The organism is Brevibacterium permense, from assembly GCF_025506275.1.
Taxonomy (GTDB): Bacteria; Actinomycetota; Actinomycetes; order Actinomycetales; family Brevibacteriaceae; genus Brevibacterium; species Brevibacterium permense_A.
In genome coordinates this window covers 1-18,008 of sequence record NZ_QYCP01000082.1, presented here as the reverse complement: position 1 = coordinate 18,008, position 18,008 = coordinate 1, and the positions used below count along the sequence as shown (strand labels likewise).

The 18,008-nt window shown below is 66.6% G+C and carries 19 protein-coding genes; 5 read left to right on the top strand and 14 right to left on the bottom strand.

Annotated elements, in window-relative coordinates; genetic code table 11:
• Positions 1-99 precede the first annotated feature (99 nt).
• Together D3I60_RS06890 and D3I60_RS06885 are read right to left on the bottom strand one after the other, a co-directional pair.
• A complete protein-coding gene (locus D3I60_RS06890) occupies positions 100-1,737 on the bottom strand; it encodes a glycoside hydrolase family 3 N-terminal domain-containing protein (RefSeq protein ID WP_262775403.1) in 1,638 nt (545 codons plus the stop codon).
• Positions 1,738-1,775: 38 nt separating this feature from the next.
• The gene (locus tag D3I60_RS06885) at positions 1,776-2,141 is read right to left on the bottom strand and encodes a hypothetical protein (protein WP_262775402.1); all 366 of its coding nucleotides are present in this window, start codon (positions 2,139-2,141) and stop codon (positions 1,776-1,778) included.
• 95 nt (positions 2,142-2,236) lie between these two features.
• Between D3I60_RS06885 and D3I60_RS06880 the strand changes: the two genes are divergently transcribed.
• Together D3I60_RS06880 and D3I60_RS06875 are read left to right on the top strand one after the other, a co-directional pair.
• Positions 2,237-2,449: a hypothetical protein gene (locus D3I60_RS06880; protein WP_262775401.1), complete on the top strand. Its 213-nt coding sequence runs from the start codon at positions 2,237-2,239 to the stop codon at positions 2,447-2,449.
• A gap of 171 nt (positions 2,450-2,620) precedes the next feature.
• The gene (locus tag D3I60_RS06875; RefSeq protein WP_262775399.1) at positions 2,621-3,748 is read left to right on the top strand and encodes a glutamate--cysteine ligase; all 1,128 of its coding nucleotides are present in this window, start codon (positions 2,621-2,623) and stop codon (positions 3,746-3,748) included.
• 245 nt (positions 3,749-3,993) lie between these two features.
• Here D3I60_RS06875 and D3I60_RS06870 read toward each other — a convergent pair whose 3' ends face one another.
• From D3I60_RS06870 to D3I60_RS06855, 4 genes are read right to left on the bottom strand one after another with little or no spacing between them, the layout of a single operon-like run.
• On the bottom strand, positions 3,994-4,548 hold the full coding sequence (locus tag D3I60_RS06870; RefSeq protein ID WP_262775398.1) for an NUDIX domain-containing protein: 555 nt from the start codon (positions 4,546-4,548) through the stop codon (positions 3,994-3,996).
• Positions 4,535-5,614, bottom strand: a complete 1,080-nt coding sequence (tsaD, locus tag D3I60_RS06865) for a tRNA (adenosine(37)-N6)-threonylcarbamoyltransferase complex transferase subunit TsaD (protein WP_262775397.1) — start codon at positions 5,612-5,614, stop codon at positions 4,535-4,537. The genes D3I60_RS06870 and tsaD overlap by 14 nt, the downstream gene beginning before the upstream one ends.
• Entirely contained in the window at positions 5,611-6,186 is a 576-nt protein-coding gene (locus tag D3I60_RS06860) for a hypothetical protein (RefSeq protein WP_262775396.1), read from the bottom strand. Before D3I60_RS06860 ends, tsaD begins: the two co-directional genes overlap by 4 nt.
• Positions 6,183-7,130, bottom strand: coding sequence for an aldo/keto reductase (locus D3I60_RS06855; protein ID WP_262775395.1), 948 nt, complete (start codon positions 7,128-7,130; stop codon positions 6,183-6,185). The genes D3I60_RS06860 and D3I60_RS06855 overlap by 4 nt, the downstream gene beginning before the upstream one ends.
• Before the next feature lie 155 nt (positions 7,131-7,285).
• Here D3I60_RS06855 and D3I60_RS06850 point away from each other — a divergent pair, with 155 nt between their 5' ends.
• Complete coding sequence (locus D3I60_RS06850; RefSeq protein WP_262775394.1) at positions 7,286-7,924, top strand: heme oxygenase (biliverdin-producing); 639 nt, start codon at positions 7,286-7,288, stop codon at positions 7,922-7,924.
• On the opposite strand, the gene D3I60_RS06845 is transcribed toward D3I60_RS06850, so the two are convergent.
• Genes D3I60_RS06845 through alr form a run of 4 tightly spaced genes read right to left on the bottom strand, consistent with a single transcriptional unit; the run spans position 7,921 to position 10,920 of the window.
• A complete protein-coding gene (locus tag D3I60_RS06845; RefSeq protein ID WP_262775393.1) occupies positions 7,921-8,373 on the bottom strand; it encodes a GNAT family N-acetyltransferase in 453 nt (150 codons plus the stop codon). The two genes, D3I60_RS06850 and D3I60_RS06845, sit on opposite strands and share 4 nt — an antisense overlap.
• Positions 8,370-9,104, bottom strand: a complete 735-nt coding sequence (gene tsaB / locus D3I60_RS06840) for a tRNA (adenosine(37)-N6)-threonylcarbamoyltransferase complex dimerization subunit type 1 TsaB (protein ID WP_262775392.1) — start codon at positions 9,102-9,104, stop codon at positions 8,370-8,372. The genes D3I60_RS06845 and tsaB overlap by 4 nt, the downstream gene beginning before the upstream one ends.
• Positions 9,101-9,709, bottom strand: coding sequence for a tRNA (adenosine(37)-N6)-threonylcarbamoyltransferase complex ATPase subunit type 1 TsaE (tsaE, locus tag D3I60_RS06835; RefSeq protein WP_262775391.1), 609 nt, complete (start codon positions 9,707-9,709; stop codon positions 9,101-9,103). Before tsaE ends, tsaB begins: the two co-directional genes overlap by 4 nt.
• On the bottom strand, positions 9,706-10,920 hold the full coding sequence (gene alr, locus D3I60_RS06830; RefSeq protein WP_262775390.1) for an alanine racemase: 1,215 nt from the start codon (positions 10,918-10,920) through the stop codon (positions 9,706-9,708). The genes tsaE and alr overlap by 4 nt, the downstream gene beginning before the upstream one ends.
• 152 nt (positions 10,921-11,072) lie before the next feature.
• On the opposite strand from alr, the gene D3I60_RS06825 reads away from it, so the two are divergent.
• The gene (locus D3I60_RS06825; protein WP_262775389.1) at positions 11,073-11,750 is read left to right on the top strand and encodes a hypothetical protein; all 678 of its coding nucleotides are present in this window, start codon (positions 11,073-11,075) and stop codon (positions 11,748-11,750) included.
• A 15-nt stretch (positions 11,751-11,765) separates the two neighbouring features.
• Here D3I60_RS06825 and D3I60_RS06820 read toward each other — a convergent pair whose 3' ends face one another.
• Both D3I60_RS06820 and D3I60_RS06815 read right to left on the bottom strand, forming a co-directional pair.
• Positions 11,766-13,295: a bifunctional ADP-dependent NAD(P)H-hydrate dehydratase/NAD(P)H-hydrate epimerase gene (locus tag D3I60_RS06820; RefSeq protein ID WP_262775388.1), complete on the bottom strand. Its 1,530-nt coding sequence runs from the start codon at positions 13,293-13,295 to the stop codon at positions 11,766-11,768.
• A gap of 106 nt (positions 13,296-13,401) precedes the next feature.
• A complete protein-coding gene (locus D3I60_RS06815) occupies positions 13,402-14,718 on the bottom strand; it encodes a M20 metallopeptidase family protein (protein WP_262775387.1) in 1,317 nt (438 codons plus the stop codon).
• A 115-nt stretch (positions 14,719-14,833) separates the two neighbouring features.
• On the opposite strand from D3I60_RS06815, the gene D3I60_RS06810 reads away from it, so the two are divergent.
• The gene (locus D3I60_RS06810) at positions 14,834-15,358 is read left to right on the top strand and encodes a GNAT family N-acetyltransferase (RefSeq protein ID WP_262775386.1); all 525 of its coding nucleotides are present in this window, start codon (positions 14,834-14,836) and stop codon (positions 15,356-15,358) included.
• A gap of 78 nt (positions 15,359-15,436) precedes the next feature.
• On the opposite strand, the gene D3I60_RS06805 is transcribed toward D3I60_RS06810, so the two are convergent.
• Both D3I60_RS06805 and glmS read right to left on the bottom strand, forming a co-directional pair.
• Positions 15,437-15,907 carry a holo-ACP synthase gene (locus D3I60_RS06805; protein WP_262775385.1) on the bottom strand — a complete coding sequence of 157 codons (471 nt, stop codon included), beginning with the start codon at positions 15,905-15,907 and terminating at the stop codon, positions 15,437-15,439.
• 73 nt (positions 15,908-15,980) lie between these two features.
• Positions 15,981-17,855, bottom strand: coding sequence for a glutamine--fructose-6-phosphate transaminase (isomerizing) (glmS, locus tag D3I60_RS06800; protein ID WP_262775384.1), 1,875 nt, complete (start codon positions 17,853-17,855; stop codon positions 15,981-15,983).
• Between the last annotated feature and the right edge of the window lie 153 nt (positions 17,856-18,008).

Genomic DNA, 18,008 nt, shown 5'->3' with positions numbered 1-18,008 from the left:
ATCCCCTCGTCTGCACTGTGCCGACGAGGGGATTCCTTATGTGAGCCGCTCGTTCACGAACTTGGCTCGTTCACAGCCATGATCGCAGCTGCCTAGTTGTCACCCGCAGTCGGGGGCCTTGTCGCTGCCGTCGTATTCGGCAGGCAGCTGACCCGATGCCTCGAGGTCGCCCTTCAGCCACTTCGCCACGGCCCGCAGTGCATACGGGTTCGAGTCGTACGCGGTCACGGCGGACTTCGCCGAGGTGCTGCGCATCGTCCATGGAGCAGCGGTGCCCACGGCCACCTCGGCGGAGGTCGACGGGCTCAGACTCACGGAGGTTCCACCGGATCCGACGGTGAGGTCCTCGTCCTCGGCTGCTTCCTTCAGTGCCGCCTTCTCCTTGTCGCTGCCGCCGACGATCGAGATCGAGTCGGTGCCTGCGAAGGAGCATTCGCCCTTGAGCACGGTGAGGGACTGATCGGCGACCTTCGTGAGGACCTTCTTCGGATCCTTGGCGCCGGAGTCCCCGGCCTGCACGCTCTTCTGGGCTTCGGCGGTGGCCAACTGTGCGGCGACGACGCGTTCGGACTTCTCGACGAGGTCCTTCTTTGTCAGCGTCCCGTCCCCCACCGCCTTGAGAATCGCCTTCTGTGCCGCACCGGAATCCGGGGGCATGAGCGCGATATCGGCTCCGGCAGCGAGCGCCTTGACCGTCTCACCGCCCTTGAGGTTCTGCGGCACAGCCTTCATGTTCAGCGCATCCGTGGTGATGACACCGTCATAGTCGAGGGTCTCCCGCAGTGCGGAGTAGGCCTTCTTGTTCAGCGTCGCGGGAGTGGTCTTCGCATCGGGCAGTCCGATATGGCCCATCATCACCATCGGCACTCCGGCCTCGACCGCGGATTTGAACGGCAGGAGGTCCGTGTCCTCCATCTCCTCGATCGATTTCTCCGACACCGGCAGACTCTCATGCGAATCCACGCCGAGGCGGCCGTGCCCCGGGAAGTGCTTCGCCGAGCTCGACACTCCACCGGACCGGTATCCCTCGACGGCGTCGGCGACGACCTCGGCGACGTCCTCATGGTCGGTGCCGCCCGAGCGGACATTGATCGCCTTGTCCTTCGGCCCGACCGTGACGTCGGAGTCCGGAGCGAAGTCGATGGTGAAGCCCAGGTCGGTGAGGTCCCGCCCCTGCACGGTCGTGGCGTCGGTGATGAGATCGGAATCGTCGGTCGCGGCCAGGCCCATGAGCGGCGGGAACGGCAGCGCTGCGGTGCCGAGGCGTGACACCGGTCCACCTTCCTGATCCACGCCGATCGATACGGGCTGACCCTTCGTCCGTGCCGCGGAGATCTGACCAGTCAGTTCCGTGACCTGGTCCTTCGTCGGGTTCTCCTGCAGGTTGTAGCCCATGACGATGACCCCGCCGAGGTGGTTCTGCTTGATCATGTCCACCGGGGTCTGTGTGTCGGTGCCTTCCCAGGTGCCGATGATGAGGGACCCGGCGAGTTCCTCGTCGGAGAAGTCTCCGACGATGTCCGCGGCTTCGTCCTTGAAGCCGGCCGGATCGGCGTCGGCGGGGTTGTCCAGGGACGATTCGGTCTGGGCTTCAGACTGCGCTTGGGTCTGAGAACCCGAATCGGCGGAGGAATTCTGTCCGGCCGTGGAGGGTACGGGGGCTGACGCTCCGCCGGAACAGCCGACGAGCGCGAGAGTCGTGGTCAGAGCCAGGAGGCTCAGGCGAGAACGCAACATGTCTCCATGCTAGACGTTCCCGCCTGCACGCCGCCTGTTCAGAGTTCTTCGTGGACGGCCAGGCGGCGGGCGGTCTCCTTCGCTCCCCGTTCGTGCAGCGATGTCAGTGCCTTGAGATAGGGTTCAGTGGACCTCGACTCCTCGACGAGCGGTCCGAAGAACTGTTCCTGTCGGACGAACGCCAGCGGGTCGTCTTCCTGTGTCGCGGCAACCGCCTGCAGTTCCTTCGCATAGCGGTCGACGATGGTGAACCGACCGCCGGTCTCATCATGTCCTTCGGCGTACCGGGCCCACGAGGCGCAGATCGCCGCGGCCACCTCGATCGGATGGCCCGAGGCGAGGTTGTCTTTGACGACGGGCAGAAGCCATTTGGGGATCCGGTCGGAGGATTCGGCCGTCAGCATGGTCCGCCTGCCCGCCCCGCTGCTCGTCACCGAGGCGGGAACCGCTGCTGACCTGCGGGCACTGCCCGAGATCTCCGGGACCTTGGCCTCCGCCGATGACCTCGATCTTGCCGTGGTCTCTGTGGCTTCCTGGGCACGGTCGAGCGGGCCTGGGCTCGGGCGAGAAGACAGTGGTGGCGCGTGTCGCCGGTCGGTCGACGATCCGTCGCGGGAACACCGTGCGCGTCGTTCCCGACGCCGGGCGCCTGCACCTCTTCGACACCGATTCGGGCAGCCGATTGGCCGAGGTCGCACGCCGCGCCGCGTGATCGGTGCGCCGCGTGACCGGCGGGGCGACGAAGGCGAGCGCACCCCGGGACGGCAGGGCCGCCTCGGTGGGGGAATCCTGCGCCGCCTCGGGGAGGGAATGGGGAGCATCACACAGCTCGAAAGTCGCCGCTGAGTCCGGGGAATCGGGCGTGCGCGTTTATGATCGGACCATGGTCGATTTCGCACGCTCTCCCCGCTCCACCCTTGGTGTCGAGTGGGAACTGGCTCTGCTGGATTCTCGCAGCCTGGATCTGACCCCGGCTGCCGAGACTCTGTTGGCCGATGTGGCCGAGCATGCGCCCGAGTTCGAGAAGCACATCGTCGGCGAGATGCTGACGAACACCCTCGAACTCGTCACCGGCGTGCACAGACAGGTGTCGACCGTCGCCGAGGATCTGGCCACCTCCATCGGGGCGCTGCGGAAGCTGACCGAGCACCGCGGCGTCGAACTGATGTCGGCGGGCACCCACCCGTTCGCGCAGTGGCAGTCGCAGGAGGTCCGGGCGAAGGACCGCTATCTCGAACTCGTCGATCGCACCCAGTGGTGGGGTCGGAACATGCTGATCTTCGGTGTCCACGTCCACGTCGGCATCGACTCACGCGACAAGGTGCTGCCGATCGTCAACGCACTGCTCGCCTATGTCCCGCACTTGCAGGCACTGTCCGCGTCGTCTCCGTTCTGGGGCGGCACGGACACCGGCTATGCCTCGAACCGGGCGATGATGTTCCAGCAGCTGCCGACGGCGGGGCTGCCCTTCCAGTTCGATGCGTGGGCTGACTACGAGAAGTATGTCGACGATATGCTCACCACCGGGATCATCGACAACATCAACGAGATCCGCTGGGACATCCGCCCCGCACCGCACTGGGGCACCGTCGAGGTCCGCGTCTGCGACGGACTGCCGACCCTCGAGGAGATCCTCGCTGTCACCGCGTTCATCCAGTGCCTCGTCGACGACATGTCCGAGCGCCTCGACGCCGGTGAGACCCTGCCGACGATGCCCGATTGGTTCCACAACGAGAACAAATGGCGCGCCGCCCGCTACGGCATGGATGCAATCATCATCGAGAACGCCGCGGCCGACGAGCGTCTCGTCACCGAATGCCTCGCCGATGAGATCGAACGCCTGATGCCCGTGGCCGAACGCCTCGGCTGCGTCGAGGAACTGCGCTCGATCACCTCGATCATCGAACGTGGCGTGCCCTATCAGCGTCTGCAGAAGGTCTTCGGCACCACGGGCTCGCTCACCGAGGTGACCCGCTCGCTCATCGCCGACCTCCGAAACTCCTACAGCTGACCCAGCTGTACATCGAGATTCGAGCTGAGTGTCGAGTCACTGCTGTGCCGCCGGGCTGCTCGGGCTGGGACCGATTCCCCACTCTCCTTAGCCCGAGCCTGCACCTTGAGGTCGCCAACGAACACTGCCCCTCAAACTTAGGTCGCAATCGGACATTTCTGAGCCCCGAAAGTATCCGTTGCTGACCTCAATTCAGCTCAGCATCCGAAAGTGACCACTATTTCGCGCCAGCCACCCCACCCGGCTCACAGGTGGGGGCGCAGCAGCTCCAACAGCGTCGGCAGTGCCGAGGCGACTCCAGGGTGCAGCTCATAGTCGTCGAGCTCATCGAGTGGCACCCACGACAGTTGGATGCTCTCGGGGTCGTTGATGACGGCGTCGAAGCGGCGCAGAGTCGTCGCGATCACTGTTGTGTAGCTCCAGGTATCGAGGTCGAGGACATGCGTCTCGAGGATCTCGATGCCCGACCCGTCCTGGTCCGGCACCCCGGCCTCTTCCCATGACTCCCGGACCGCGGCGTCGACGGCCGACTCGCCCATGTCCCGGGCTCCGCCGGGGAAGCCCCAGGTTCCGCCCTCGACCGACCACAGTGCCCGGTGCTGCATGAGCACACCGCGATCGGGGTCGACGAGCATGAGCCCCGCGGCCCCGTTGAGACCCCAGTGCTTCTTCCCATCGGACCCGTACGTCCAGCCATCACCCGATCGCCGAGGCGGCCGACCGTCGGGCAGACGCGTGGACTTCGCCGCCTGCGCGTTCCGCTCGGCGGCACTGTTCGGGCCGTTCTCAGACGAGGACATGATCGACGTCCAATGAGGAGACGGCGGCGAAGGACAGGTCGCTCGGCCCGATTCCGCGGGAGACGAGCTCCGCGCCGAGAGCTGCGACCATGGCTCCGTTGTCAGTGCAGATCTTCAAAGGCGGCACCCGCAGAGTCACGCCCGCCTCGGCACAGCGAGCGGCCAAGACTTCACGCAGGTGCGTATTCGCGGCCACTCCCCCGCCGAGGACGACATGGTTGATGCCCGTGTCGGATGCCGCGAGCAGAGTCTTGGTCACGAGGACGTCGACGACGGCATCTTCGAACCCGGCGGCGATATCGGCCACCCGCAGGTCCGTGCCCAGAGTCTCCGCCTTCGTCACCTCGCGCAGGGCCGCGGTCTTCAGCCCGGAGAACGAGAAGTTATACCGGCGCTCGGGGTCACGGAGGTCCTGCTTCTTCGCGAGTCCGCGCGGAAACTTCACGGCATTCCGGTCGCCGGGGACTCCGGTGCCGTCGAGCAGGCCGAGAGCCGCCTTCGAGATGTTCGGGCCTCCAGGATAGTTGAGTCCCAGCAGCCGCGCGGTCTTGTCGAAGGCCTCACCTGCGGCATCGTCGATGGTGGCGCCGAGGAGTTCGATGTCGTCGACAACGTCGCCGATGCGCAGGATCTCAGTGTGCCCACCCGAGACGAGCAGGGCGATGGTCGGCGTGGTCAATCCGTCGATGTCCTCGGCGACGAGGTCGACAGCCACATGCGCGGCCAGATGATTCACTCCGTAGAGCGGCCTGTTCAACGCCGCGGCAAGCCCCTTGGCCGCACCGACCCCGACCATGAGTGCACCGGAGAGCCCCGGCCCGGCGGTGACTGCGATGGCGTCGATGTCGGCCAGCTCCACCTCGGCGGTCGCACACGCCGAGGCGATGGCCGGGCCGATGGCCTGCACATGGGCGCGGGAGGCGACTTCCGGCACGACCCCGCCGAAGCGGACGTGTTCGTCCATCGACGAGGACACGGTGTTCGTCAGCAGCGTGCGCCCGCGGACGATGCCCACCCCGGTCTCATCGCATGAGGATTCGATGCCGAGGACGAGAGGTTCGCTCATGATTCGGCCCCGTCAGCCGAGGCAGCTCCCACACCGTCCCCGGAATCCGCAATCTCAAGGGCAAGGTTGGCGTAGACCGCGTCGAGTTCGGGTTCGGTCGCCTCGGCGACGTCGAGGCCGAGGGCCCGGGCGAACAGGCGCAGGTGGGTGTCCCACATGGGTCCGAAATCGGCGGCCTGGGAGCGAGCAGAGTCGACGTCGGGGGCGGTGTGGGTGAACACGAGCAGGGTCTCATCACCCGACTCTCCTTCGACCGGCAGCAGCCGGATCCCCATCACTCCGAAGGTCTCGAGTTCGAGCAGCACGTGGTCGTACTCCTCGCAGCTGAGCACCGCGCCGTCCAGATCGGCGTCCTCGAGCTCGAAGGTGATCGGACGGGACGCAGGTACGTCGGGATCATCCTCCGCATCCGCCGATTCCTCGCCGAGGCGGAACGGTGCGAACCATGTCCGCGCACTGTCCGAATCGGTCAGTGCGCTCCACACCGTTTCGACGTCGCACCCCAGGAGCAGCTCGATGACGAGGTCGGTGCCGTTCTCCCAGGTGACCAGGCGGGGGCTGGTTGCGCTCATGCTTCCACCCAGGCTCCGTCGAGGGCGGTCTTCTCTTCTGGACTCAGCTGCATCTCCATGCCGGCGAGCAGCTCGGTGAGCTGCTCAGGCACCCGCGCCGAGGCGATGGTCGAGGGGATGAAATCGTGCGTGAGCTGCCAGGCGATGGCCGTGGCCGTCATCGACGCCTCGTGGTCGGCCGCGACATCGTGGAGGACCTCAAGGGCGCCGAGGGCCTTCTGGTCGTCGACGAAATCGGCCACACGGTCACCGCGCACGCTTCCGGTGGCGTCGCCGCCGGTGTGCTTGCCGGTAAGGAACCCGGAGGCCAGTGAGTGGAAGGGCAGTTCGGCCATCCCCTCAGATCGCAGGTACGCCTGCTTCTGCGGATCGACTGCGGAACGCGAGACGAGGTTGAACCGGTCCTGGACGACTCGGTAGCAGGCCAGGGAGAACTTCGTCGAGATCTTCCGTGCCTTCTGCAGTCGTTCGAGACTGAAGTTCGATGCTCCGAGGTAGCTGACCTTGCCGGAGCGGACGAGCGCGTCGAAGGTCTCGGCGACCGCGACCTGGTCGACGTCGTCATCGTCTCTATGCGCGTAGTAGACGTCGATGCGGTCGGTGCCGAGTCGGCGCAGCGAAGCATCGACGCAGTTGCGGATGTTCGCCGGGTCGAGGCCGCGGCCCTTCGGGTGCATGCCGACCTTCGTCGCGATGACCATGTCGTCGCGATTGCCGCGCGCCTTCATCCATTCGCCGATGATCGTCTCGGACTCTCCGCCCGAGTTCCCCTCGACCCAGGCCGAGTACGCATCGGCGGTGTCGATGAAGTTTCCACCGGCCTCGGCGTAGGCGTCGAGGACGGCGAAGCTCTGATCCCGATCCGCGCCCCAGCCGAAGGGGTTGCCGCCCAACTGAAGAGGGTGGACGAAGAGATCGGTATCTGCCAGTTGCACACGTGTCATACCCTCCAGACTACCCTTTTGACCTCCACGGCTTCGGGGCCGGACCGCCTCTCGGAACTCAGGTTAGGCTAAGCTATAGACACGGAATGATGCCGATCACACCACCTCGGCGGCAGATCAGCATTCGATTGGCCGCACTCCTCCAAGGAAACATCATGTCTGAACCGTTCTCCGCTCGCCTCAAGGCCGGCACCGCCACCATCCACGACGAGGTCGAGCACACCACGTTCATGGTCGACCTCATGGAAGGACGGCTCGATTCCAGTGCCTACGCTCTCCTGCTCAAGCAGTACGACGTCATCTACGGAGTGCTCGAGTCCAAATCGCGGGAGTTCGCCGACAATGCGGTCTTCACGCCGTTCTTCGACGCCGATCTGTTCCGGGCCGAACGCATCGCCGCCGACCTGGCCGCACTCGACGGCGTCGAGCTGCCTGTGATGCCCGGCGCCAGCGCCTATGCCGCTCATCTGCAAGGCCTCGACCGAGCCGAGCAGGTCATCGCTCACCACTACACGCGCTACCTCGGCGACCTCTCCGGCGGTCAGGCGATCGGCACTCTCATGGGCCGGCACTACGGTCTGCCGGCGACCTCGCTGACGATGTGGGACTTCGCGGAGATCGGCAAGACCAAGCCGTACAAGGATGTCTACCGCAGCCGCCTCGACCAGGTGGCGGCGACCGGCGGCGATGAGCAGATGGTCATCGACGAGACGATGGAGGCCTTCCGCCTCAACGGAGCACTGCTCGTCGACCTCACCGAGGCGACCGAGCTGCGCACGGTTCCGGTCGCCTAGTCGCCGACCCGCAGACGCATGAGAATTCCTGCCGCACCCGGATAGTAGTCCGGGCGCCGGCCCCATTCCTCGAATCCGAAGGATGCGTACATCCCCAGCGCCGCGGCATTGCGTTCATCGACCTCGAGGTGGACGACCTCGCAGCCGCGGTCCTTCGCCCAATCGATTCCTGCCTGCAGCAGGTCGCGGCCGATTCCCTTGCCGCGTGCCGCCTCGGTGGTGGCGATCGTCATCACGTCGGCTTCTGCGCCGGCCCCTGACATGACGATCCACCCTGCCAGGTCTCCCACCGAGGCTGTCCTGGCGGCGAGCATGACCGTGCCGTTCTGTGCCTTCACCGACCAGTAATAGCCGAGCGTCCACGCGGTCGGGCCGAAGATCGCCTCATCGTGGTCGGCCACCTCGGCGAGGTCCCACCAGGGAAGCTCCGCGATGGTCGTCGAGGTCATCTCAGAGAGCTCTCACGCACCGGGGTCGCCTTCGCGTCGGGTTCGCGCAGGTACTCGGGGATCGGTTCGCTCAGTTCTCCGCCGCCGGCGATTTCCCGTGCCGCGGCCAGCGCGAGGTATTCGGCGCGAGGATCGGTGATCGACTCGGCACTCGACGCTCCGAGGATGTCCGGGTAGAGGAGGAACCCGCGACCGAGCTTCTCCTCGGTCATCTCTAACCGAAAGCCGTTGTCAGCGAGGACCGAGGCGACCTCGGCCGGTTTCGCCACGAACGGTCCGGCGCTCAACGTGGCGTCGGCGGATTCATAGACGCTGAAATAGACCTCTTTGCGACGAGCGTCCGAGGCGATGAGGACGGGGCGACCGGATTCGTTCCCCGCGGTGGCGGAGACCTCCGAAGCAGGCGCTGATGAGCCTTCTGCACGGCGCACGAACTCTTCGGCGATCGCGTGTTGAGACAGCAGTCCCCTGACGGGGATCCCGCGGGCCTGACCGACGGCGATTCCGGCGGCGATGCCCACCCGCAGTCCGGTGAAGGGACCCGGTCCGATGCCGACGACGACGAGTTCGGGTCGGACATCTGAGGCAAGCACGTCGGCGAGCGCGGGACCGATGAACTCGACGTGTCGACGCTGGTCATCGGCCTGTGCGGCGGCGATGATCGAACCGGTGTCCGTATCCACGAGGGCCACGGAGGCCGACTGCGAGGTGTCGATGCCCAGAATGATCATGATTCGTCTCCCTCTTTCGCCGAGTCCTCAACGGGACGGTCCGCGGCGGCCGGCCCTTCGACTCTCACGCCCGGCAGTGCCGAGACGGCGGCTTCGACCGCCGACATCCGCTCGGCCCAGGCGGCTCCGCGACCGGTGAGGTCGACGGTGCGCCGTTCGTCTTCGTCTGCGTCATCGGCGCCGACCGACTCATTGCCCCCGGCGGCAGCGGCGGCCTCGTCCCACACCGGGGTGATGGTGATGTCGAGGTGATCGCTGCTGAGCTGCTCGGCCATGCCGGCGCCCCATTCGACGACCGTGATCGACTCGTCGAACTCGGAGTCGAGGTCGAGATCTTCGAGCTCCTCTCCGTCGGCCAACCGGTACGCATCGACATGGACGAGTGCCGGGCCGCCCGAGCGCGACGGATGCTCGCGAGCGATGATGAACGTCGGCGAGGTGATCCGCCCGGCCACATCGAGGGCTTTGCCCAGCGACTGCGTGAACGTCGTCTTTCCCGCACCGAGGTTGCCCGTGAGGATGAGCAGGTCACCGGCGCGCAGATGGTCGGCCAGGGCCGCGGCGAACGTGCGCATCTGCTCCAGGGATTCGAGATGGACCCTCATCGCCCATCTCCTTTCCGGGCGACCCGGTCGACGCGGGCGCTGAGCTGGGTGACGATCTCGTAGTTGATCGTGTTCGCCCAGGTCCCCCATTCGGCCGCACTCGGCCCACCGGGACCGAAGATGACGACCTCGTCGCCGATGGCCACCTCATCGTTGCCGGCACCGATGTCGATGATCATCTGATCCATGGCGATACGCCCGACGACGGGGTAACGACGACCCCGGATGGCCACCTCGGCGCGGTTCGAGGCCGCCCGCGGCAGTCCGTCCCCGTACCCACCGGGCACGAGCGCGAACCGGGTATCGGTCGCGGCGGTGAACGTCAGCCCGTAGGAGGCGCCGTGACCTGCTGGGATGTCCTTGAGATTGATGACGCTGGAGGTCAGCCGCATGACCGGCCGGAGCCCGAGAGCCGCCGGATCTCCGTCTTCGAGCGGGGACAGACCGTAGAGGGCGAGCCCCACCCTCGCCGAGGTGCCCGGGCACGGCCCCAGGGTGAGCGCTCCCGGTGAGTTCGCGATGTGCACATCAAGGTCATCCGATTCGCCGAGGCGGCCGTCCGCGGCGTCGAGAACAGCCCGAAGCTGCCCGTGGGCGGAGGAGAAGACCGCGCTCTGCGCAGCGGTCTCGGGGCGTTCGGGCTCGTCGGCGACCGCGAAGTGGCTCATGATTCCGACGATGCGGATATCGGCTCCGGCCTCGGGGCTCCCGGCGTCATCAGTGTGGCTGTCTTCGGCGTGGCGGCGCAGCCAGTCGAAGGCGCGGACGAGTGCTTCCGGGGACAGTCCGTTGCGGCCGAGACCGGTGTCGATCTTGAGTTGGGCTCGGGCGGTGATGCCGGTGCGGCGGGCCGCCTCGGCGAGTCGGTCGAGGGCTCCGACCGTCGAAATGCCCAGTTCGATGTCGGCGCGCACCGCCTCGTCGAGGTCGGTGGTCGGTCCGTAGAGCCAGGCGAGGATCTGCGCTTCGGGGCCGAGCAGACTGCGCAGGCGAAGGGCCTCGGGGATCGTGGCCACACAGAACTCGCGCCACCCGGCCGAGAAGAGAGCAGGTGCGACGAGGTCGATGCCGTGGCCGTAGGCGTTGGCTTTGACGACGCATTTGAGTCGGGCGGGTGAGAGGCGATCGGCAAGGACGGCGGCGTTGTCGCACAGGGCCGCCTCGTCGATCTCGGCCCGTACGAGAGCCTCGGGGATGTCGAAAGATGTCACTGGATAAGACTACCGCCGACCCCCGCCGACCAGCACCTTCGTTACGCTGATCCCCCGCAACATTCGGCTCTGGCGCCGGTGTCGCAGGTGCAGCCGACGACGTGTTCGGCGAAGACCGGCTCGACGAGCCATTCGACGAAGAAGGAGACATCATGCACACCACTCCAGCCCGCATCCTCGCGATGGTGGTCGCGGCTGTCCTGTTTGCGACAGGCCTCACCGTGGTCGGACAGACCGGTCCCGCCGAGGCGGCCGCGAAGTACTGCACCGGCGTCGAGGCGAACAGCTCGGTCACAGCCGCGAAGGCCATCGAGGTCAAGCAGCGGTCGACGATCGCCGCCGATATCTACCTGTGCAAGAAATCCGGCGACCGGTACGTCCGCGACAGCGGACCGTTCAAGGCCCGCCTCGGCTACAACGGCACCACGTCGAGCAAACGGGAAGGCGACGGCAAGACCCCAAAGGGTGTGTTCTGGATGCGCGATGGCTTCGGCACCTCGGCGAATCCCGGGCTGGGCAAACCGTGGACGAAGGTCACCCGCGATCATGTCTGGGTCGACGGTGACGCGACGAAGGCCGAAGGCTACAACACGATGCAGCGGAAGTCCGAAGGGTACACGGGCGAATCCCTCTACCAGCCGAAGCCGTACAAGTATGCCCAGGTCATCGGCTACAACGAGACTCGTACACCGGGGAAGGGATCGGCGATCTTCCTGCATGCGAACACGGAGTCGATGAAGACCGCCGGCTGTGTGTCGATGTACGAGTCCAGTCTCGTCAAGGCGATGAAATGGGAGGGCGCGACGAAGACGCAGATCCTCATCCACTGAAGTGGATGAGCAGATTCAGTCGGTGCCGTGGATGAGTTCGCCGACCACCTCGGCGAGGGCATCGGCGAGCCCGGACGCGGTCACCGCGCGCCGGCCGGCCTCGTTGTGCAGCAGCACTCCGAGTCCGGCCAGGCGAGCCCACTCGCGGGGTGGACGTGTCCGGTCCTCGCTGTCGTAGCGGCCGTGGGCGGCGGTGATCGCGGCGAGCGTGCCGAGGATCCCGGCGAGCACGTCCCCGGAGCCCGCCGTGGCGAGGGTGCCTGGCCCCGGCGTGGGCAGAACGACGTGCCCGTCGGGGGCGGCGATGACCGTGTGATGGCCCTTGAGCAAGACGATCGCGCCGGTCAGCTCCGCGGCTCGCTGCGCCCACCGCATCGGGTTCGCCCCGATCCGACCGGCAGTGATGATCTCGCCGAGGAGGCGGCTGAGCAGCCGCGCCAGCTCGGCGGCGTGCGGGGTGATGATGAGCGGGCGGTCTGCCAGCCAGGTGCCTGCCATCGATTCGGCGCGGGCGATCATGTCGAGGCCGCCTGCGTCGACGACGACCGGTGTGCGGTTGCCGGCCAGCGCCTCGGCGACGCCTTGCACGAATTCGGGTTCGGGGTCGCCCGGGCCGAGGACGACGGAGTCGATGCGTCCGGAGGCGTTGACGACCTCGGGGTGGAGGCCGAGGACATATTCGGCGACGAGCGGGGAGCCGAGATAGCGGACCATCCCGGCTCCGGTGTTCACCGCTGAGGTGGTGGTGAGCACGCCCGCGCCGGGGTAGTCCTCGGAGCCGGCGAGGACCCCGGTGACACCTCGGGAATATTTGTGCCCGGTCTCATCGGGGCGGGGGAATCCGGCGACGAGATCATCGCGATCGAGCAGCTCCGCGGCGGCCAAGCGGGGGTCGAGGCCGAGGCCGATGTCGATGACGTCGGCGGTTCCGGTGAACTCGTCCACGCGCGGATCGATGAGTTCGGTCTTGAGCCCGCCGAAGGTCACAGTGTGGTCGGCGTGGAGTCGTTTCTCTGCACCGGTGTGGTTCGGGTCGAGGTCGGAGGGGACATCGACGGCGATGAGGCGGCCGGTCCGGTGCGGGGCCCAATCGGCGATGAGTGAGGAGATGTGGTCAGGCAGTCCGCGCCGACCGCCAGTGCCGAGGACGCCGTCGAGAACGAGGTCGGCGCGGGAGAGTTCGCGCAGGGCGTCGGCCCGGGCCGCATCGGCCTCGGCCGAGGTGAACGCGATGACCTGCGCACCGGAGCTTCGTGCCGCGGCCAGTCCATCGGCATGAGTGCGATCGAAGAGAGTGATGACCGTGACGGCGGCACCGCGCCTTCCCAGAGTCGCCGCGGCGAAGAGCGCGTCGCCGGCGTTGTTGCCCGGCCCGGCCAGTACGCTCACGCGGGTGCCGGTGACCTGTCCGTGGTCGGCCTTCAGCATGGCGGCCGCGCTGTTCGCGAGTGCTCGGGCAGCCCGGGCCATGAGCGGGATGCCGGCTTCGAGCAGCGGCTTCTCGGCCTCCCTGATGGTTTCACTCAGGTAGGCGAACACGCTCATCGACTGTTCCTCTTCACAATTCTGCTCCTGATACGACGTCGCCCTGCACGGGACCTATCCCTGCACCGTATGCCGTTTCCACCGTCCGGGCCAGGGGTCGGGCGGATCAGCCCTCGGACAGCTGCGCCAGCCGGCGCCCGGCCAGATGAGCGAGGAACAGAGCCTGGTCGGCGAGACCGTCGTCGCTGTGGCGGGCGCGAGGGGAATGATTGGCTTCGCGTTCTTCGACCGGCAGATTCGGCAGAGCGACTCCGAAGTGTCCATAGGCTCCGGGCACGGCGTCGAGCACGCGGGAGAAGTCCTCGGAACCGGGCAGCGGATTCGCCTTGCGCACGGTCCGCTCCTCGCCGAAGAGGTCGGTGAAGGTGGAGAGGAAGAATTCGGCTTCGGCGTTGTCGTTGATCGTCGGCGGCAGGATCTGCTCGTACTCGACGTCGGCGGTCAGACCGTGAGCGGCGACGAGGTCACGAACGAGCTGAGGCAGCTCTGCCTCGGCGCGGGACGTCACCGCTTCAGAGAACGTGCGCACACTGACGACCAAGGTCGCGAAGTCGGGGACGACGTTGGGAGCGGTGCCGCCGTTGAACTGGCCGACGGTGACGACGAGCGGGTCGAAGATGTCGAAGCAGCGGGTGACGTACTCCTGCAGCTGGCCCACGAGCATGGCGCCGACCTGGATGGGGTCCTTGCCGGTGGCCGGGCGGGAGGCGTGCGTGCCTTTTCCGTTCACGGTGATCGTCATCTTCGAAAACGCCGCCATGTACGACCCGGGCCGGGAGCTGGCGACCCCGAGGTCGGCGTCGGCGGAGACGTGGATGCCGAAGGCGGCCTTGACGCGGGGGCCCGCGGCGTCGAGGACGCCTTCGTCGATCATCTTCCCGGCCCCGTCATAGCCTTCTTCGCCGGGCTGGAACATGAACACGACGTCGCCGGGCAGGGAGTCGCGGTCGCGGTGGAGGAGTTTGAGCGCGCCGACGAGCCCGGCGGTGTGCAGGTCGTGGCCGCAGGCGTGCATCCTCCCCGAGGTGGCCGCGAAGTCGAATCCGGTCGCCTCGGTGACGGGCAGTCCGTCCATGTCCCCGCGCAGGAGGACGGCGGGCACGACCCCGGTCGAGTCCTCCTTGCGGGCACCGCCGCGCAGGACGACGACGATCGACGACAGCCTCTCCCCCGTGCTCACCTCGACGTCGAGGCCTTCGATGGCGTCGAGGACGAGTTTCTGCGTCACCGGCAGGTCGAGTCCGACCTCGACGTTCTCGTGCAGTGCACGGCGCAGGGTGACCAGGCCGGGTGCGATGTCGTTCGCGTCATCGGCGGTGGGCAGGTGCACCTGGGTGGCGGCCGCCTCGACGGGGGTCGGGATCGTCGGTGCGGCGAGGTCGGCAGCGGCGGTTTTGTCGGTGTGGTTGGGAAGTGAACTCATGCCCTGAGTCTATTACCGTGCCTCTTGTCCGAGTCGTCAGTTCTTCCTTCAAGGTCACGGTCAGGGAAAAATCGGCATCCCTCGTCCCGATGACCGGTGGGGCATACTGGTGGCCATGGTCCACGATGGCGGCATCCGCACTGCCCGACTGAGACTGCGCCCGTGGAGGGCCTCGGATGCGGCGTTTCACCGCCGCCTGTGGGAGGAGCGCGACGAGCGCGTTCCCGCACGGCGGCGCATCTCGGCCGACGGTCGTCCCACTCAGGTGGATCTGGAGGAATGGATTCGCACCTACGATTCGACTCCGCAACCGGGGCTGCTCGTCGTCGACAATGTGCTGACGGAGGTCCCAATGGGCTATTGCGGACTCGTCGACAACAGCGTGGGTCGGCCCGACGAGCCCGAACTGGCTTTCGAGTTCCTGCAGGAGTTCTGGGGACGGGGGATCGCCACCGAAGCCTCAAGAGTGATCATCGATCGTGCCGAGACAATCGGATATCGGTACCTGGCCTCCACCGTCCGCGAGTGGAACTCAGCGTCATTCAATGTGCTCGGCAAGTTGGGATTCGTCTTCACCGGAGAACAAGAGCCTGACTCCGTGCACGGGGATTCGCTTCTGCTGAGACTCTCGCTGCGCTGAGAGGATCCCGATCGGTCGCTCGATCACGTTAGGCTTGTGGCGACGACGTCAGGCCAGAAAGGATGGGGCAACGAAGCCCTAGCCTTCCGGCCGCTCGCCCAGGCGCGCGCCCTTCCCGTACATCGAGTGGGTGAAGTGCTCAGCGGCACCTTCGATGCCGGGGCTCAGCGACGGCCCGTCGCCCTCGGCGATGACGAACGTCATCGTCAGGTGTGCATCGTGGGTGATCGACAAGTGGATGTTCGTCCCGCCGATGGCACGGAAGTGCTCGAGCACGAGCCCGCGCAGACGGAAACTCGGCGCACCGGACCTCGCGGGGACCACCTCTGCGGACTGCCACGGCAGCCATCCGGGGAAGCCGATCGCCTTCTTCAGCGCCTCCTTCGCGGAGAACCGCGCCGCCAAGGAGGCATCCGTCCGACGTTTGCCGTTGCGTTTGAGCTGCTCACCGGGAGTGAGCAGACGATCGAGGAGTTCGGGCACGCGTTCGATGTGCTCCGCGAAGCGCGGCACATCGGCTATGTCAGTTCCGATGCCTAAGATCGCCACAATCGAACCTCCTCAGATACCCGACCGGCTCAGATGCCGGACCGACCGTCGTCGTGCCCGGCACCGATGCGGATCATTCGACCGTGACCGACTTCGCGAGGTTGCGCGGCTGGTCGACGTCGAGGCCCTTGGCCGTGGCCAGCTCCATCGCGAAGATCTGCAGCGGAACCGTCGTCAGCAGCGGCGCCATGAGCGTCGTCGTCTCGGGCACGTAGATGACCTCGGAGGCGAACTGATCGACCTCTTCGTCGCCCTCCTCGGCGATGACGACGGTGTTCGCACCGCGGGCACGGACTTCCTGGATGTTCGAGATGACCTTCGCATGCAGCGAATCCCGGCCGCGCTTGGACGGGACGACGATGATGACGAGCTGACCGTCATCGATGAGCGCGATCGGTCCGTGCTTGAGCTCACCGGCGGCGAAGCCCTCGGCGTGGATGTACGCGAGCTCCTTGAGCTTGAGCGCACCCTCCATCGCCACCGGGTAGCCGACGTGACGGCCGAGGAACAGCACCGAGCCGACGTCCTGGTTGCGGTCGGCCAGCTCGAGGACCTGCGACTTCGTCTCGTCCAGGATGTGCTGGATCTTCGCAGGGATCGACTGCAGCTCGGCGAGGATCGTGCCGATCTCATCGCGGAACTTGTTCCCCCGCAACTGGGCGAGGTAGAGGCCGAGCAGGTAGCAGGCGACGACCTGTGACAGGAACGCCTTCGTCGAGGCCACGGCGATCTCCGGGCCGGCGTGGGTGTACAGGGCGGCATCGGACTCGCGTGGAATCGTCGAGCCGAAGGTGTTGCAGATCGCGATGACCTTCGCACCCTGCTGACGTGCGTGGCGGACGGCCATGATCGTGTCCATGGTCTCCCCGGACTGCGAGATCGCCACGACGAGCGTCTTCTCCGTGACCACCGGATCCCGATAGCGGAATTCGTGGGCCAGCTCCACCTCGGTGGGGATGCGGCACCAGTGCTCGATCGCGTACTTCGCGACCTGACCGGCGTACGCGGCGGTGCCGCAGGCGATGACGACGATCTTGTCCACAGACTTGAGCACGTTCTCGTCGATGTGCATCTCGTCCAGCGTCAGGCGACCCTCGGTGTCGAGGCGGCCGAGCAGCGTATCGGCCACGGCCTGCGGCTGGTCGTGGATCTCCTTGTCCATGAAGGACGCGAAGCCGCCCTTCTCCGCCGAGGCGGTGTCCCAGTCGACCTCGAACTGCTCACCCTCGACAGGGTTGCCTTCGGTGTCAGTGATCGTGACCGTCTCCGGGGTGATGGTGACGACTTCGTCCTGGCCGATCTCGACGGCCGTGCGGGTGTAGTCGATGAATGCGGCGACATCGGAGCCGAGGAAGTTCTCGCCCTCGCCGAGGCCGATGACCAGCGGCGAGTTCCGGCGTGCGGCGACGACCTGGCCGGGAGCATCGGCATGGACGGCGAGCAGGGTGAACGCACCTTCGAGTTCGGTGGCGGTCTTGCGCATCGCGGCGGTGAGGTCGCCGGTCGCCTTGTAGTTCTTCGCCAGCTGGGCGGCGGCCACCTCGGTGTCGGTCTCGGAGAGGAACTCGACGCCCTCGGCGACGAGGTCCTTCTTCAGGTGGGCGAAGTTCTCGATGATCCCGTTGTGGATGAGCGCGAGCTTGCCGCCGTCGGCCAGGTGCGGGTGGGCGTTGAGGTCGGTGGGTCCACCATGGGTGGCCCAGCGGGTGTGGCCGATTCCGGTCTGCGCAGCCGGCAGCGGGTTGGCCTCGATCTCCTCGGTCAGGGCGGAGAACTTTCCGGCCTTCTTCGCCGAGGCGAGCTGACCGTCGGGCGTCACGAGCGCGACACCGGCCGAGTCGTAGCCGCGGTACTCGAGCCTCTTCAGGCCGCCGAGCACGACATCGAGCGCCGAGTGGTCGGCATTGTCAACGGGGGCCTTGGATACATAGCCAACGATTCCACACATGAGGGAGATTTTACGCACTGATAGCCGATCTCGGGTATTCCGGCGAGTCACGAGCAGGTCAACGTGACGAACTACACGCGCACGCGGGCTCGGGATGGGACGGTCGGGGCACACCTGACGGGGCCGGGGACGGAACGATCACCTCGGTGGGGG

What these genes read in the sequence shown, in the direction of transcription:
- D3I60_RS06890 (WP_262775403.1), bottom strand. Translation starts at nt 1,737, where the DNA reads ATGTTGCGTTCTCGCCTGAGCCTCCTGGCTCTGACCACGACTCTCGCG.
- D3I60_RS06885 (WP_262775402.1), bottom strand. Translation starts at nt 2,141, where the DNA reads ATGCTGACGGCCGAATCCTCCGACCGGATCCCCAAATGGCTTCTGCCC.
- D3I60_RS06880 (WP_262775401.1), top strand. Translation starts at nt 2,237, where the DNA reads ATGACCTCGATCTTGCCGTGGTCTCTGTGGCTTCCTGGGCACGGTCGA.
- D3I60_RS06875 (WP_262775399.1), top strand. Translation starts at nt 2,621, where the DNA reads ATGGTCGATTTCGCACGCTCTCCCCGCTCCACCCTTGGTGTCGAGTGG.
- D3I60_RS06870 (WP_262775398.1), bottom strand. Translation starts at nt 4,548, where the DNA reads ATGTCCTCGTCTGAGAACGGCCCGAACAGTGCCGCCGAGCGGAACGCG.
- tsaD (WP_262775397.1), bottom strand. Translation starts at nt 5,614, where the DNA reads ATGAGCGAACCTCTCGTCCTCGGCATCGAATCCTCATGCGATGAGACC.
- D3I60_RS06860 (WP_262775396.1), bottom strand. Translation starts at nt 6,186, where the DNA reads ATGAGCGCAACCAGCCCCCGCCTGGTCACCTGGGAGAACGGCACCGAC.
- D3I60_RS06855 (WP_262775395.1), bottom strand. Translation starts at nt 7,130, where the DNA reads ATGACACGTGTGCAACTGGCAGATACCGATCTCTTCGTCCACCCTCTT.
- D3I60_RS06850 (WP_262775394.1), top strand. Translation starts at nt 7,286, where the DNA reads ATGTCTGAACCGTTCTCCGCTCGCCTCAAGGCCGGCACCGCCACCATC.
- D3I60_RS06845 (WP_262775393.1), bottom strand. Translation starts at nt 8,373, where the DNA reads ATGACCTCGACGACCATCGCGGAGCTTCCCTGGTGGGACCTCGCCGAG.
- tsaB (WP_262775392.1), bottom strand. Translation starts at nt 9,104, where the DNA reads ATGATCATTCTGGGCATCGACACCTCGCAGTCGGCCTCCGTGGCCCTC.
- tsaE (WP_262775391.1), bottom strand. Translation starts at nt 9,709, where the DNA reads ATGAGGGTCCATCTCGAATCCCTGGAGCAGATGCGCACGTTCGCCGCG.
- D3I60_RS06825 (WP_262775389.1), top strand. Translation starts at nt 11,073, where the DNA reads ATGCACACCACTCCAGCCCGCATCCTCGCGATGGTGGTCGCGGCTGTC.
- D3I60_RS06820 (WP_262775388.1), bottom strand. Translation starts at nt 13,295, where the DNA reads ATGAGCGTGTTCGCCTACCTGAGTGAAACCATCAGGGAGGCCGAGAAG.
- D3I60_RS06815 (WP_262775387.1), bottom strand. Translation starts at nt 14,718, where the DNA reads ATGAGTTCACTTCCCAACCACACCGACAAAACCGCCGCTGCCGACCTC.
- D3I60_RS06810 (WP_262775386.1), top strand. Translation starts at nt 14,834, where the DNA reads ATGGTCCACGATGGCGGCATCCGCACTGCCCGACTGAGACTGCGCCCG.
- glmS (WP_262775384.1), bottom strand. Translation starts at nt 17,855, where the DNA reads ATGTGTGGAATCGTTGGCTATGTATCCAAGGCCCCCGTTGACAATGCC.